General features: G+C 70.2%; 14 protein-coding genes. 10 read left to right on the top strand and 4 right to left on the bottom strand.

Annotated elements, in window-relative coordinates:
• Window positions 1-100: 100 nt before the first annotated feature.
• Window positions 101-547, top strand: a complete 447-nt coding sequence (locus V5F67_RS19170) for a carboxymuconolactone decarboxylase family protein (RefSeq protein ID WP_394021852.1) — start codon at window positions 101-103, stop codon at window positions 545-547.
• On the opposite strand, the gene gcvA is transcribed toward V5F67_RS19170, so the two are convergent.
• Window positions 517-1455, bottom strand: a complete 939-nt coding sequence (gene gcvA, locus V5F67_RS19175; protein ID WP_394021851.1) for a transcriptional regulator GcvA — start codon at window positions 1453-1455, stop codon at window positions 517-519. The two genes, V5F67_RS19170 and gcvA, sit on opposite strands and share 31 nt — an antisense overlap.
• Window positions 1456-1681: 226 nt before the next feature.
• Here gcvA and V5F67_RS19180 point away from each other — a divergent pair, with 226 nt between their 5' ends.
• The 7 genes from V5F67_RS19180 to V5F67_RS19210 all read left to right on the top strand — a co-directional run bounded on the left by V5F67_RS19180 (window position 1682) and on the right by V5F67_RS19210 (window position 10223).
• Window positions 1682-2902 carry an acyl-CoA dehydrogenase family protein gene (locus V5F67_RS19180; protein WP_394021850.1) on the top strand — a complete coding sequence of 407 codons (1221 nt, stop codon included), beginning with the start codon at window positions 1682-1684 and terminating at the stop codon, window positions 2900-2902.
• A 64-nt stretch (window positions 2903-2966) separates the two neighbouring features.
• Window positions 2967-4364 carry an aldehyde dehydrogenase family protein gene (locus V5F67_RS19185; protein WP_394021849.1) on the top strand — a complete coding sequence of 466 codons (1398 nt, stop codon included), beginning with the start codon at window positions 2967-2969 and terminating at the stop codon, window positions 4362-4364.
• 10 nt (window positions 4365-4374) lie between these two features.
• Window positions 4375-5511 carry an ATP-grasp domain-containing protein gene (locus V5F67_RS19190; protein WP_394021848.1) on the top strand — a complete coding sequence of 379 codons (1137 nt, stop codon included), beginning with the start codon at window positions 4375-4377 and terminating at the stop codon, window positions 5509-5511.
• Entirely contained in the window at window positions 5508-6428 is a 921-nt protein-coding gene (locus V5F67_RS19195) for a succinate--CoA ligase subunit alpha (RefSeq protein WP_394021847.1), read from the top strand. The genes V5F67_RS19190 and V5F67_RS19195 overlap by 4 nt, the downstream gene beginning before the upstream one ends.
• The gene (locus V5F67_RS19200) at window positions 6421-8229 is read left to right on the top strand and encodes a thiamine pyrophosphate-binding protein (protein WP_394021846.1); all 1809 of its coding nucleotides are present in this window, start codon (window positions 6421-6423) and stop codon (window positions 8227-8229) included. The genes V5F67_RS19195 and V5F67_RS19200 overlap by 8 nt, the downstream gene beginning before the upstream one ends.
• 3 nt (window positions 8230-8232) lie before the next feature.
• Window positions 8233-9366, top strand: a complete 1134-nt coding sequence (locus tag V5F67_RS19205; protein WP_394021845.1) for an SDR family oxidoreductase — start codon at window positions 8233-8235, stop codon at window positions 9364-9366.
• Complete coding sequence (locus V5F67_RS19210) at window positions 9363-10223, top strand: sugar phosphate isomerase/epimerase family protein (RefSeq protein ID WP_394021844.1); 861 nt, start codon at window positions 9363-9365, stop codon at window positions 10221-10223. Before V5F67_RS19205 ends, V5F67_RS19210 begins: the two co-directional genes overlap by 4 nt.
• A gap of 57 nt (window positions 10224-10280) precedes the next feature.
• Here V5F67_RS19210 and V5F67_RS19215 read toward each other — a convergent pair whose 3' ends face one another.
• Entirely contained in the window at window positions 10281-11237 is a 957-nt protein-coding gene (locus tag V5F67_RS19215; RefSeq protein WP_394021843.1) for a Bug family tripartite tricarboxylate transporter substrate binding protein, read from the bottom strand.
• Window positions 11237-12433 (bottom strand): CaiB/BaiF CoA transferase family protein, encoded by a 1197-nt coding sequence (locus V5F67_RS19220; protein ID WP_394021842.1) that lies wholly within the window; start codon window positions 12431-12433, stop codon window positions 11237-11239. Before V5F67_RS19220 ends, V5F67_RS19215 begins: the two co-directional genes overlap by 1 nt.
• Before the next feature lie 102 nt (window positions 12434-12535).
• Here V5F67_RS19220 and V5F67_RS19225 point away from each other — a divergent pair, with 102 nt between their 5' ends.
• A complete protein-coding gene (locus tag V5F67_RS19225; RefSeq protein WP_394021841.1) occupies window positions 12536-13459 on the top strand; it encodes a LysR family transcriptional regulator in 924 nt (307 codons plus the stop codon).
• A gap of 240 nt (window positions 13460-13699) precedes the next feature.
• Window positions 13700-13888, top strand: a complete 189-nt coding sequence (locus V5F67_RS19230; RefSeq protein WP_394021840.1) for a hypothetical protein — start codon at window positions 13700-13702, stop codon at window positions 13886-13888.
• 81 nt (window positions 13889-13969) lie between these two features.
• Here the strand turns inward: V5F67_RS19230 and pta are convergent, their stop codons facing one another.
• Complete coding sequence (gene pta / locus V5F67_RS19235) at window positions 13970-15088, bottom strand: phosphate acetyltransferase (RefSeq protein WP_394021839.1); 1119 nt, start codon at window positions 15086-15088, stop codon at window positions 13970-13972.
• Between the last annotated feature and the right edge of the window lie 43 nt (window positions 15089-15131).

Consider the following 15131-nt stretch of genomic DNA (forward strand, 5'->3'; position numbering starts at 1 on the left):
GGATCAGCGTTGCATCGGCGGCGTCCCCCGGCTCACAATGCCGCACGCCGCCGAAAATTAAGAAGTCGCGCCGGGAATCGGCGTCATCGGGAGGAAATAGATGAAGTCGCTGCTGTCGGAGCGGGGGACGCAGACCCGTCGCGATGTTCTGGGCGCCGATTGGGTCGATCGCAATCTGCAGAATACGACCGAGTTTGACCGCGCCTGGCAGATGTACGTCACCAACATCAATTGGGCCGGCACCTGGTCGCGCAACATCATTCCGCAGCAGCAGCTCAGCCTGATCAATCTCGCCATGCTTGCCGCCTCGGGGCAGATGAAGGAATTCGAGCACCACTTCCACAATGCCCTGGTGCGCACGAAGGTGCCGCTGCCGCAGCTGCGCGAGCTGCTGCTGCACGTGGCCCAGTATTGCGGCATCCCCACCGGGACCGACATGTTCCGCATCGCCCGCCACGTGCTGGAGCAGGAAGGGATCGACCTGTCCACGCTGGAGCCGCTCGACACGGATTACCTCTACAAGCTCGGGGATGAGGCCTCCACCTGAGGAACGGCATCGGCGGAGCGGCGCGACGTCTCGGCGAGCCAAGCACGGAACACCTGGATCTTGGGCGCGTCGGCCCGCTCGCGCGGGGTGACGAGGTAGTAGCCGAGATCGCGCCGCAGCACCGTTCCGAAAGGCTCCACCAGCCTGCCGCTGCGCAGGTCATCTTCCACGTATGAGCGCTGGCCGATGGCGATGCCGAGATTGGCCCGCGCGCATTCGTAAACGATGCTGAGGTCCTCGAAATAGAGGTTGTCCCTCTGCTCCTCGGCAAGGTTCGCGCAGCGGCACCATTCGGCCCAGTCGGACGGGCGCAGATTGTGGTGCAGCAGCGTCGACCCGCGCAGCAGCGCCTGCGGTGACGAGCCGTCGCGCTGCGCGAAATAGTCCGGGCTGCAGATGGGCGACAGTTCGTCGAGGAAGAGGAGGTCGCAGTTCCAATGAGGCCATTGTCCGCGGCCGTAGCGGATGCCCACGTCGACCGCGTCACGGTCGAAATCCACCGGACCTGATGCCGCCACCAGGCGTACCTCGATCTCCGGGTGGCGCCGCTGGAACTCCGGCAGCCGCGGGATCAGCCAGCGGATGAAGAAGGTGGTGTAGCCGCGCACGGTGAGCACGGAATGGGTGTGGGTGGCGATGAGGTTGTCGGTGGCCCGGGCAATGCGCGCGTAGGCGTCCTCCAGCGACTGGGCGAAGACCCGGCTGCCATGGCTGAGCTGGAGCCCCTGCGCGGTGCGGGTGAAGAGCGGGAAGCCGAGCCGCAGCTCCAAGGCGCGGATATGCCGGCTCACCGCGCCCTGCGTGACGCCGAGCTCTTCCGCTGCCTTGGTGAAGCTGCAATGGCGCGCCGCCGCCTCGAACGCCCGAAGCTGGTTCAGGGGCAAAAGCCGGCGATGCGGTCTGCTCATGAGTTTCACTCACGTGGTGGCGGGAGGAAAAATGACTTGTGGCGCCCCGGAAACGCCGACAAACTATTTATATACAATGGAAATCTTCGCTCAATGATAAAAACTCAGACAGCAGGCACATCTGGATGATGAGCGTTTTTATCATGCGACCCCAAAGACCGGCTGAGCTCTCCGATTCATCCGATGGGCCGCCGAATAGAACGTCCAGGCGCACAAGGACCCCCACATGCATCCGAACCTCAGTGACGAACAAAGGCAGATGGTCTCGACGGTGCGGGACCTCGTCCAGTCGGAGTTCAAGCCGAATGCGCAGCGGTACATGGACGGCACCTTCCCCTGGGACAATATCCGCAAGCTCGCCGAGATCGGCGTGCTGGGCATGTCCGTCCCGCAGGAATATGGCGGTCTCGGCCTCTCGGTCTTCGACAGCGCCCTGGTGCTCGAGGAGATCGCCAAGGGCTGCTACGTCACGGCCATGGCGGCGCTCGGCGAGGCCGGCGTCCAAACGCGGGTGATCGCCCACTACGCCCCGAAGTCCATCCGCGAGCGCATCCTGCCGAAGGTGGTGACCGGCGAGTGCATCCTCGCCATCTGCATGACCGAGCCTCATGCCGGAACCGATGTCGCCAACTACCGCACCAATGCGCGCGTGATCGGCGACAAGGTGGTGCTCAACGGCGTGAAGACCCTGATCAGCCGCGCGCCGGAAGCGGGAATGTTCGTGGTCTTCACCCGCATCGACGGACGGCCGGGCCGGGAGGGCATCGGCTGCGTCCTGGTGGAGCCCGGAACGCCCGGCTTCGAGGTCACCGGTACCTTCCACACCATGGGCGGGGAGAATCTCCACGAGGTGCAGTTCAACGAATGCGAACTGCCGATCGAGAACCTCGCCATCCGCGAGGACGGGTTCCGCAAGCTCCTGTCCGCCTTCAACACCCAGCGCTGCCTCAACCCCTCCATCTCGCTCGGGCTCGCCGAGGGGGCATTCGAGGAGGCGTGCCGCTACGTGCGCGACCGCACGGTGTTCGGCAAGGCGGTGGGCGACTTCCAGGGCGTGCGCTGGAAGCTCGCCGACATGTACCGCGAGATCGAGGCTGGCCGCGCTTTGCTCTACCGCGCCTGCGCCAGCGCCAATCCGTTCCCCGATCCCTTCCTGTCGGCGGTGGCGAAGATCACCTGCAACGAGATGTCGGTGCGCGTCACCAGCGAGGCGATCCAGCTGCATGGCGGCGTCGGCTTCACCGACGAATATGCGGTCTCGCGCTTCTATCGCGGCGCGCGCTACGGCTCGCTCGGCGGCGGCACCTCCGAGACGCTGCGCGACCTGATCGGCAAGAAGATCATGGAGGCGACCACCTTCGGCGACGACCTGCTGAACTACAGCGCGCCCGGCCATCGCATGCCCAGCCCAGCCGAGGCGGCGGGCTTCGCCATGCCGGCGGAGTGATCCCATGCCGGAAGCTTCAGCGCCAGATCCGGCTCCTCTCGGGGGCGTTCGGCGGGTGCGCGCCTTGATCGGAGGCCGCCCCACCGAAGGCGAGGGCGTGTTCGAGACCGTGGACCCCTATCGCCAGACCCCTTTCGCCGAGGTGGCGCAGGCGGGCCCGCGCGAGGTCGAGGCAGCGGTCGCGGCCGCGCGAGCCGCCGCGCCCCAGGTGGCGGCGACGCCGGCCCGCGCACGGGCCGTGCTGCTGCGGCGCGCCGCGGAAGCCGTCAGGGCCCGCGCCGAGAGCCTTGCGCTCACCATGGCCCAGGAGACTGGCAAGCCGATCCGCGACGCCCGCCGCGAGGTGGCGCGCTGCCCGGAGACGCTGGAGCTGTGCGCCGAGGAGGCGGTGCGCATCGAAGGCGCCCACATTCCCATGGACGCGACCGACATCGGCGCAGGCAAGCTCGGCGTGGTGCTGCGCTTCCCGCTTGGGGTGATCGCGGCCATCACGCCCTACAATGCCCCGCTCAACCTCGTCTGCCACAAGGTGGGACCGGCCCTTGCGGCCGGCAATGCGGTGGTGCTCAAGCCGGCGCCCCAGGCGTCGGCCACCGTCGCGGCGCTGGTGGACGCCTTGCGCGAGGCCGAGCTCCCGGACGGCTGGCTGAACACCATCTACGGCGACGCCGCCGGCCGCCTTCTGGTGGAAGCGCACGGCATCGACGCCGTCTCCTTCACCGGCTCGACCGCCGTCGGCGCGCGCATCCGCGCCGCCGTGCCGCTGAAGCCGGTGGTGCTGGAGCTTGGCGGCAACGGCTTCACCATCGTCCACGCCGACGCGGACCTCGAGGCCGCCGCCGGCCTGTGCGCGTCAAACGCCATGCGCCTCGCCGGCCAGAGCTGCATCTCGGTGCAGAACGTATGCGTCGCGCGGCCGGTGTTCGATCGCTTCACGGCGATGGTGCTCGCGCAGGTGGACCGCCTGAAGGCCGGAAATCCCCTCGACGAGGCGACCGACGTCGGTCCCGTGATCTCCGTGTCGGCGGCCGAGGCCATCGCCGCGCGGATCGCGGCCGCTACGAAGGCCGGAGCCGAGGTCCTGCGCGGCGGCGGACGCACCGGCGCGCTGGTCGAGCCGACGGTGCTGCGGCTCGACGCGGCGTGCGGGCCGACCTTCGACGAGGAGGTGTTCGGCCCGGTGCTGAACCTCGTCGCCTATGACGACCTCGCCGAGCCGGTCTCGTGGATCAACCGCGGGCGCTACGGGCTCCAGGCCGGCGTCTTCACCGCCTCGCTCGCCGTGGGCATGAAGCTGGCGCGCGCGCTCAGGGTCGGCGGGGTGATCCTGAACGGCTCCTCCACCTGGCGCTCGGACCAGGCGCCCTACGGCGGGGTCAAGGACAGCGGCTCCGGCCGCGAGGGTCCGCGCTACGCCATCCGCGACATGACGGAAGAGCGCTTCGTCGTCATCAATCATTGAGGACCAGGACATGTTGCTGATCGAATGCGACGGCAAGGCCTTGTTCGAGGCCAGCGGCATTCCCATTCCGGAGGGCACCGTCGTCACCGGCGGGGCGCATCCCGCTCTTCCCGGCGACGGCCCCTGGCTCGTGAAGGCCCAGGTGCCGGCGGGTGGGCGGGGCAAGGCCGGAGGCGTGGTCTTCTGCGCCACGCCGCAGGAGGTCGACCAGGCGCTTGCCCGCCTGCTCGACCAGCCGCTGCTGGGCCATGTGGTGCATGCCTGCCTGGTGGAGCAGGCAGCCAGCGGCGTCGAGGCCTATCTCTCCTTGATGGTGGACCCCGCCGCGGGCGCGGCGCGGCTGTCCTTCAGCGACACGGGAGGCATGGACGTGGAGGCGGCCGCGCGGAATGCCGGTGCGCTGCTCACCGAGGTCTGCGCCGCCGACCCCGAAGCGGTCGGACAGGCGATCGACCGGCTCGCCGCACGACTGGAGCCGCAGAGCGCGGCTGCCCTGCGGACGGTGGCGCCGGCTCTCGCCGAGCTGTTCTTCGCGCGCGAGCTGCTGCTCGCGGAGATCAACCCGCTGTTTCTGGACGCCGGGCGCGCCGTCGCCGGCGATGCCAAGGTGGTCGTGGACGCGAACGCCATCTCGCGGCAGAGCGAGATCCGGCGCTTCGTCGAGGCGCGCCCCGAGGTCTATCCAGACGTGTGGCGCAAGATGAACGAGGGCTTCGACTTCATCGATCTCGATCCCGACGGCGCCATCGGCCTCGTCACCACCGGCGCCGGCCTTTCCATGATGCTGATCGACGAGCTGACGGCGCGGGGCGGGCGGCCGCTCAATTTCTGCGACCTGCGCACGGGGCAGATGCGCGGGCGTCCGGATCGCCTGATCCGGGTGCTCGACTGGCTCGCCGCCAAGCCGGGGCTCAAGGTGCTGTTCGTCAACATCTTCGCCGGCATCACCGACCTTTCCGAGTTCGCCCGCCTGCTTACCCAGGCCCTGGCGCGGTTTCCGCGACCCGACATTCCCGTCGTCGCAAGGCTCGTCGGTCCCGGCGAGGCCGCCGCGCGCGCGCATCTCGCGGCGGTGCGACCCGACCTCGCCACCTATGCCGATCTCGACCAGGCCCTCCAGCACGTGATTGCGGTCTCCCGCCCATGATTTCCGATCTGTTCGCCATCGACCGGTCGACGCCGGTCATCATCCAGGGCATCACCGGCCGCATGGGTCGCCGCCATGCCGCGCTCATGCGCGCCTACGGCACGAACATCGCCGGCGGAACCTCGGCCCGCGCCGGCGGCATCGACGAGATGCCGGTGCCGGTGTTCGCCACCTGCGGCGAAGCGGTGGCCGCCACCGGCGCCCGCGCCTCGGTGGTCATGGTGCCGCCGGAAGACGTGCTCGACGCCGCCAGTGAGGCGATCGCCGCCGGCATCGGCGTGGTGGTGACCATCGCCGAGGGCGTGCCGGTGCACGACGCCCTCAAGCTGAAGGCCATAGCCGATGCGGAAGGCGCGGTCTGGATCGGACCGTCGACCCCAGGCATGGCGCGGCCGGGAATCGCCAAGCTCGGCTTCCTGCCGGACATCTCGCTTCACCCCGGCGACTGGGCGATGCTCACCAAGAGCGGGACGCTGTCCTATGAAGTGGGCTACCGGCTCGCCGCACGGGGCCTCGGCCAGAGCATCTGGATCGGCGTCGGCGGCGAGGTGGTGAAGGGCGTGCGCTTCGCCGACCTCGTGGCGCCCTTGGCCGCGGACCCCGCCACCCGCGGCATCCTGCTCGTGGGCGAGGTCGGCGGCACCGAGGAGGAGGAGTTCGCCGACGCCCTCGTCCGCCAAAGCTTCGCGAAACCGGTTGTGGCGCTGCTCGCGGGCCGCGAGAGCAAGCAGGGCGTCGCCATGGGGCATGCCGGCGCCCTCACCTTCGGCGAGGCCGGGACGCTGCATTCCAAGCGCAAGCACCTGGAAGCCGCCGGCGCCGAGGTGTTCTTCTCGCTGGATGCGCTGGCGGCGCGCGCGGCGGAACTTTCGTCATCGTCCGAACAAGACACATCCGGGGAGCGCGCCCATGGCTGACCTCAATCTGGCAGAGCGCAATGGCGCGGAGATCATCGTCGAGCACCTGATCGCCGAGCAGGTGCCCTATCTTTTCGGCCTCTGCGGCCACGGCATCGTCGGCCTGATGGAGGCGGCCCGGACGCGGTCCGACCGCATCGCCACCGTCACCGTGCACAACGAGCAGATCGCGGGCTTCGCGGCGGACGCCCATTACCGGCTCACCGGCCGTCCCGGCGCCACCTTCACCTCGTGTGGTCCGGGCTCGGTGAACATCCAGATGGCCATCGCCAATGCCATGTTCGATTCCTCCGCCGTGCTCGCCATCACCGGCAACATCCCCACCCAGCAGTTCAACAAGGGGCCGTTCCAGGAGTTCGGCCACCACCACCAGGCGGATTTCGTCTCCGCCATGCGCCCCTACGTGAAGCGCAGCTATCAGGCGACGCGGCCCGACATGCTGCCCGCCATGATGCGCCACGCCTTCGGGACCATGCTGGCGGGACGGCCGGGACCAGTGCATCTCGACGTGCCGTTCAACGTGTTCCTGGAGACCGCGCCCGCCGCCACGCCCGACATGCAGGCCTGGCGTGGGGGCGTGGACGTCCGATCGGCGCCGCCGCCGGAGACGCTCGACCGGGCGCTCGATCTCCTGGAGGCGTCCGAGCGCCCGCTGATCCTGGCCGGTCACGGCTGCCTCACCGGCGGCGCCGGCGCCGAACTCGCGGCACTCGTGCGGGTGCTAGGCGTGTCGGCCGCCACCACGCCCCAGGGCAAGGGCGTCCTGCCCGACGACGAGGCGCTCCATCTCGGGCCGACGGGACGCGACGGCGTCTATCCCGCCAACCGGGCCGCCCGCGAGGCGGACCTCGTGCTCGCCATCGGCACCCGCTTCGGCGACCGCGGCACCAGCAGCTGGCACCCCGGCGTGACCCACGATTTCCCGCCGGCGCGCCTGATCCACGTGGATTGCGACCCCGCCGCGCTGGGCCGCAACTATCCCACCAGCCTCGGCGTGGTGGCCGACGCGGCGCTGTTCTGCCGCCTGTTGCGCGAGCGCGCCCAGGCCCGTCCCCTCGCCGACAGCCCCGCCCGCCGCGCCTGGCGCGCGCGAGCGCAATCCTGGAAGGCGCGCTGGCAGGCGGACGTGCGCGGACAGGCCGCGAGCGAGGAGCGCGCGCCCATGCATCCGGCCCGCGTGGTGGCGGAGATCGCCGCCGCGGTGCCGGATCACACCGTGCTCCTGTCCGACATCGGCGCGCACCATTCCTGGTGCGTCCAGCAGATGCCCATGCGGCGCGGCGGGCGCTTCCTGCAATCGGGCGGCGGAGCGACCATGGGCTTCGGCGTGGGCGGCGCCATCGGCGCCCAGTTCGCCATGCCGGATCGCCCCGTGGTCGCGGTGGTGGGCGATGGCGGCATGCTCATGCATGCGAGCGCGATCGCCACCGCTGTGGAATACGAGCTGCCCATCGTCTGGGTGGTGTGGAACAATTGCGGCTACGTCTCCATCCGCGACCTGCAGCGCGGCTTCCTCGGCCCCCAAGCCGAGTTCCTGACGCGCTTCCGCAACATGCGCACCGGCGACCTCCGAAGCACCGACTTTGCCGCTCTAGCGCGTGCCATGGGCGCGCAGGGCGTGCGGGCGGAAGGACCCGCCGATCTCGGCGCGGCGATCACCGAGGCGCTGCGCGCCGGCGGGCCGACGGTGATCGACGCGGCGGTCTCCGCCGACGCCGCCCGCATGACCGCGGGCAGCTGGGACATGCCGCCCATCGCCGGGCCGATGCCCAACTACGATCCCGACCCGGTCGGAGCGTGAGCCATGGCGGACGTCGTCTCGACCCTCGCCGCCCCGCATCGGAAGCGGGACGCCACCGCTGCCTCGGCCACGGCGATCCGGCCGGAGGCGCCGCGGCGCGCCCTGGTGGTCGGCGCCTCCGGCCTGCTCGGCGAGAACCTCTGCCGGCGGGTCGCCGAAACGCCGGGGTGGCAGCTGACCACCCTGTCCCGCCGGCCGCCCGCGGTGGCCGGCTCGGCGCACGTGTCGCTTGACCTGAAGGCGCACGACCACTGCCTCGCGCACGCCAGCGCCTTGGCCGACATCACCCATGTCTTCTTCTGCGCCCGCGAGCTCTCCAAGGGCTACGGCATCGACGTCGACGTCAACGGCGAGATGCTCGCCAACCTCCTGGACGCGCTGGCGGACGGCGCCCCGCATCTGCGGCATGTGCAGCTGATGCATGGACTGAAATGGTACGGAACCCATGTCGGTCCCGTGCGCATTCCCGCGCGGGAGGACGACCCGGCGCACGCGGATTCGAGCTTCTACTTGCGCCAGCAGGAGGACCTGATCCGCCGCTGCGCGCGCTCCGGCTGGACCTGGTCGACCATCCGCCCGCATTTCCTGTGCGCCTTCGCCACCGGCAGTCCGAGCAACCTCGTCCTCATGCTCGGAACCTTCGCCAGCCTGCTGAAGGAGATGGGGGACGACCTCTGGTTTCCCGGCTCCCAGGACGCGTTCGATGCCGTGACGGGATGCGCCGACATCGACCTCGTCACCTCCGCCATGCTGTGGGCCGCGTCCGAGGAGAGCTGCGCGAACAATGCCTTCAACATCGGCAACGGCGACGTCTTCCGCTGGCGCGACGTGTGGCCCCTGATCGCCGAGACCTTCGGCCTGCGGCCGGGGCCGGTGCGGATCACCGACCTGCCCGCCTACATGGCGGACAAGGGGCCGGTCTGGGAGCGGCTCGCCGCGCGCCGCGGCCTCAAGCCCCTGCCGCTGGACCAGCTGGCGGACTGGCATTTCGCGCAGAACAACGTGTTCGGCCTCGCCTGGGACGTTGTTCCCTCCCTCGTCAAGGCGCACCGCCACGGTTTCCACGAGGTGGTCGACACCGGAGAGATGTTCGCGCGCCTGTTCGCCCGATACCGAAGCGCGGGGATCCTGCCGTGAGCCACCGCGACAGCCGCCCGCCCCGCCTGCCGCGGCTCGGCATGACCACCTCCACCTTCGGCGGCGCGCTCGACGGCAAGCTGCGCGCCATGGCGGCGGCGGGCTTTGGCGCCACCGAGTTCTGGCCCAAGGACCTGTTCGAGCACCCCGACGGTCCGGATGCCGCCGTGACGCAGCTGCGTGCATGCGGGCTTGGGGTCAGCGCCTATCAGGCGTTGCGCAATTATGAAGGCGCGCCGCCGCAGGAGCGCGCGCACAAGAGCGGCATTGCCGCGCAGATGATGGACCAGATGGCGCTGCTCGGGGCGGAGCTTCTGGTCGTCGCCTCCAACACGTCCGAGGATGCGAGCGCCGACCGCGCGCGGATGGTGGACGACCTCGCCCGGCTCGGCGACCTTGCCGCCGCGCGCGGCGTCAGGATCGCCTACGAGCCCATCGCCTGGGGCCGGCATGTGCGCAGCTTCGAAGACGGGTGGGCGGTGGTGCGGGCGGCCGACCATCCCCAGGTCGGGCTGCTGCTGGACTCATTTCACAGCTTCATCCTCGATACGCCCCTCGCCGCGCTGTCGGACATCGACGGGAGCAAGATCTTCCTGGTGGAGCTGTCGGACTTTGCGCGCAGCGCCCTGCCCTTCATCGACATCGCGCGGCACTACCGCCTGTTTCCGGGCGAGGGCCTCTCGCCGATGGCGGAGTTCGTGCGGCGCGTTAGGGCCACGGGATATGCGGGCTGCTATTCGGTCGAGGTCTTCAACGCCCATTGCCGGGCGAGCGATCCGGCCGAGGTCGCCCTGAGGGCGATGGCGGCGACGCGCGGCGCGCTGTCCGAAGTCGCGCCCGAGCTGTTTCAGCCGTAGCGCCTTCGACGCCGCGTGAGGCGGCCCGGCGATGCTCTCGCCGGGCCGCCTCACCCGTCATTGGCGCGGGATGCCGGAGACGCGGATGAGCTCGCCCCAGCGCGCATATTCCTTCGCGAGGAACGCCGCGAACTCCGCCGACGGCAGGGGCCACGGCACCGCGCCGATGGAATTGAAGCGCTTGCGCACGTCCGGGTCCTTGAGAATCTCCATCAGCGCATCGCTCATCTGCGTCACGGCCGCCTGGGGCGTGCCCTTGGGGAACACGGTGCCGAGCCACGCCGAGGCGTGGAAGCCGGGATAGCCCAGCTCGGCGATGGTCGGCACGTCCGGCAGGAACGCCAGCCGCTTCTCGGTGCACACTGCGATCAGCCGTGCCTTGCCGGCTTCCACCTGCGGCATGGCCACCGCCAGGGTATCCATGGCGACATCGATGCGCCCGCCCGCAAGGTCCAGCATCGCCGGACCGCTGCCCGGATACGGCACATGAAGAATGTCGACCCCGGCCGCGCGCTTCAGGTGCTCCATGCCGAGGTGGGACAGCGTGCCGATGCCGGACGAGGAATGGGACAGCTTGCCGGGATTGGCCTTGGCGTAGGCGACCAGCTCCGCCAGCGTCTTGGCCGGCACCTGGGGATTGACGATCAGCACCATGGGCAGATCGGCCACCAGCGCGACGGGCGTGAAATCGGTCAGCGTGTCGTAGCTCACCGACTTGTAGATGTGCGGATTGGCGACATAGGAAGCGAGCGCGCCCAAGACCATCTGCGAGCCGTCCGGCTCGGCGCGGGAGAGCTGGGACAAAGCGAGGCTGCCGCCCTGCCCCGGCTTGTTTTCCACCACCACCGGCCGGTCGAGCTTTGCCTGGAGCTTCTCGGCGAGGATACGCGCCACCATGTCGGTGGCCTGGCCGGGCGGGAAGCCCACCAGGATGCGCAGGGGCTTGGCGTCGGCCCATGCCTGCTGGAACGGAAGCATCGCCGCGAAGGCGAGGGTCAAGAGAAAGCGGTGCATCAGATCACCCCCCTATTCTTTAGTTCTTGTATGTCGTCCCGGCCGAAGCCGAGTTCGCGCAGCACCTCCTCCGTGTGGAAGCCGGGCGCCTCGCCCGCGTGCTGGACGCCGCCGGGCGTGCGCGAAAATCGCGGCACCACGCCCTGCATGCGCACCTGGCCCAATTCGCGGTCCGGCACCGTGACGATGGCGCCACGGGCGACGAACTGGGGATTCTCCATCACCGCCTTGGCGTCGTTCACCGGCGCAAAAGCGATGCCGTGGGCGTCGAGCCGGCGCTCCAGCTCGGCGAAGGGCAGCGCCCGCAGCGTGTCGGCGACGATGCCGTTGATCTCGCCGCGATGGCGCACCCGGTCCGGGTTGGTGGCGAAGCGCGGGTCGCTCTTCAGCTCGGGCCGGCCGATGGCCTCGCACAGGCGCTCGAACAGGTTCTGCGAGGAGGCCGGCACCGACACCCACTGGCCGTCGGCGGTCTCGAAGATGCTGCTCGGGGCGGCATAGGTGTTGATGTTGCCGGAGCGGCGCGGGGACTGGCCCAGCTGATCCTGCTGGATGATCACGAAGTCCATCGCCCGCAGCATCGCCTCGGACATGGAGCAGTCGATCTCCTGTCCCGGCCGGTCGGGCGACTGGGCGAGCTCGAACAGCGCCGCCAGCACGCCGAGCGCGCCGAACAGGCCGCCCACGGCGTCGGAGACCGGAAAGCCGAGATGCAGCGGCGGCCCGTCCGCCTCTCCGCACAGGTGGGTGAAGCCGCACAGGGCCTCGAACGCCCGGGCAAATCCCGGCCGGTCCCGGTAGGGACCGTCCTGCCCGAAGCCCGAGATGCGCAGGATCGTCAGGCGCGGGTTGAGCGCGTGCATCCACGCCCCGGTCAGCCCCCAGCGGTCCAGCGTGCCAGGCCGGAAGTTCTCGATCACCACGTCCTGGGCGGCGATGATGGGCGCGAGAATCTCCTTCGCCCGCGCCTGCCGCAGGTCGAGGCTGATGGTGCGCTTGTTGCGGTTGGTGACCTTCGACCAGAGCGAGATGCCGTCCTTGTGGGGCGGCAAGGCGCGCAGGGGATCGCCGGAGCCTGGCATCTCGACCTTCAGGATGTCGGCGCCGTAGTCGCCCAGCAGCGCCGCGCAGAGCGGGCCGGCGAACACGGTCGACAGGTCGAGCACGCGCAGGCCCTTCAGGGGGCCTGTCTTCATGGAAATATCGCTGCCCTTCGGGTTGTTTTTCGTTTCCACCCGAAGGGGAGGCTAAGGGAAGGCGGGATAGTCCGAAAAGTTATAAGTTGATATCATCCGATCATGATTCTTGATCACCGCTTCGGCCGCCTCCGGTTTCGCGACCTCGAATTCCTGGTGACCTTGGCGCGCGCCGGCAGCCTGCGCCGGGCGGCGCAGGAGCTGGGCGTGAGCCAGCCGGCGCTCAGCAAGACCCTGCGCGAGATCGAGGACGGCTTCGGGGTGGCGCTCTATGAGCGCGGCAGCGGCGGCCTCTTGGCCACGGCGGCCGGCACGCGCCTGATCTCGGCCGCGCAGGTGATGCTGGCGGAGCTGACCAATGCGCGGACCACCGCCCGTGCCGCGCTCGACCCTCCGCTGCGCGTCGGCGCCACCTCGGTGGTGGCGCTGGTGCTGCTGCCGCGCTGGCTGAAGGCGCTGGGCGACCGCCCCGCGAGCATCACCGAGGGCGCGGTGCCGGGGCTGCTCGACGCGCTCGACCGCGGCGATCTCGACGTGGTGGTCTCCATGTATCCGCTGCCCAACCGGCCGCCGGCGCCGTTCTCCCACCTGCGCCTGTTCCGCGACGACCTGCTGGTGGTGGCCGGGCGCGGCCAGATGGTGCCGCACCGTTGGGAGGAGCTCGCCGGCTGCGACTGGGTGCTGCCGCGGCCGCCGAGCCTGATCGGCGGCGCCATCGAGACCCGCTTCCTCGCCGAGGGGCTGGTGCCGCCGGTGCCCAAGGTCATGTCGGTGCATCCGGCCACCAACATGATGCTGGTGGCCGACGGGCACGGCGTCGGCGCGATGCTGCGCTCGCTCTATGACGGCATGGGCATGGCCGCGCGGCTTCAGGAGATCCCGGTGGTGCCGCGGCCCGAGGTGCCGCCCGTCTGCCTCGTCTACCGCAAGGCGCAGGAGGGCCAGCCGCGCATGCTGGCTTTGATCGCCGCCATGAAGCGGGTGATGGAGCGGGATGCAGCGGCGGGCGGGCTGCCGGCCGGTTGAGCCGGAGCCCCGATCCAGCATCGGCGCGGGACGTATATTGTGGATGTCCTAGTATTATAATACCCTAATCGCTGCAGCAGCGTCCTCTGGTCGCTTTGGCGGCCGATTGGAACTGGGATAAAAATCGTGCCTCAACGGAAGCGCCGGGACGCGCCTGCCCTTCGGAGCGGCCCGCACCGGCGCGAAGCGGGCTCCGTGCCGGGGCCCCGACTGGCGGGCTGGCAAGAAACGTGACGCGCGATGTATCCCGATGACACCTTGAGGAAGCTGGTTCTGCCGCTCATCCTCCTGACCGCGCTGCTGGCCTCGGCGGCGAGCACCGGGCCGATGATGAAGCCGGCGCCGCTGCCGCGCCTCGACGACCAGAGCCTCGCTTATTGGCGCGAGGCCTATGCGGACGCCCAGCCCTTGCTCGGGCTCGGAAACTGAGCCGCCTGGGGCCGTGCCCCTCCTTCCCCATCGGCCACGCCCCCGCTTCGCGCAAACGTGATCGGCCCGCGCCACGGATGGTCAGGCCGGGGGTCGACGGGCGTCCGGCTCGCTGAACGGCGCCGGAGGCAGCGGTGCAGCCGACGTCGCCGGCCAGGCGGCGCCCGCCGCGCCGGGCAGCGACGCGGGGCACCCTTCCGCGCCGGCGGCGAAGCGCGCGGAGGCCTGCGCGCAGGTGAGCGCGATCATGTGGAACGCATCCTCCTCCGAGCAGCCGCGCGAGAGATCGTTGGCGGGCTTGGCGAGCCCCTGGAGCACCGGGCCGATGGCCCGCGCGCCGCCGATGCGCTGGGCGATCTTGTAGCCGATATTGGCCGCGTCGAGGTTCGGGAAGACGAACACGTTGGCGTCGCCCCGGATCGCCGAGCCCGGCGCCTTGGCCGCGCCCACGGCGGCGACGAAGGCGGCGTCGAACTGCAGCTCGCCCTCGATGACGAGATCCGGGCGCGCCGCGCGGGCGATCCGGGCCGCCTCCACCACCTTGTCGACCCGCGCATGGCGCGCGCTGCCGGCGGTGGAGAAGGAGAGCATGGCGACCTTCGCCCGCTCGCCGGTCAACGCGGTGAAGGAATCCGCCGAGGCGCGGGCGATGTCGGCGAGCTCCTCCGCGTCGGGATCGATCACCAGCCCGCAGTCGGCGAACACATAGGCGCCCTTCTGGACGTGGTGATCCTCGCACAGGAGCATCAGGAAGAAGCTGGAGACGAGCCTCGCCTCGGGCGCGAGGCCGATGATCTGGAGCGCCGCGCGCACGGTCTCGGCCGTGGTGGCGACGGCGCCTCCCACCGTGCCGTCGGCATCGCCCATGCGCACCATCATGGCGGCGAAGGCCAGCGGCTCGCGGATGCGCCGGTGCGCGGCAGCGAGGTCCATGCCCTTGTCGTGGCGCAGCAGGTACAGTTCCTCGGCATAGGCCTGGAGATGCGGCGAGGTCGCGGGATCCTCGACGGCGATGCCCCGCGCATCCCCGCCGAGGGCCGCCATCACCTCGGCCATGGGGCCGAGGAGGACGGGCCGGGCAATGCCCTCGCGCACCGCGCGCCGCGCCGCGGCGGCGATGCGCGGGTCCGCGCCCTCCGGCAGGACGATGGCGCGGGGGGCGGCGCGGGCGGCGGCGATGATCCGGTCGAGGGCAAGCATGGCGGACCTCCCGGTAGACACGAAGGATCGGGCGGGACGCGCG

This window comes from Xanthobacter pseudotagetidis (genome assembly GCF_043194795.2).
GTDB lineage: Bacteria > Pseudomonadota > Alphaproteobacteria > Rhizobiales > Xanthobacteraceae > Xanthobacter > Xanthobacter tagetidis_A.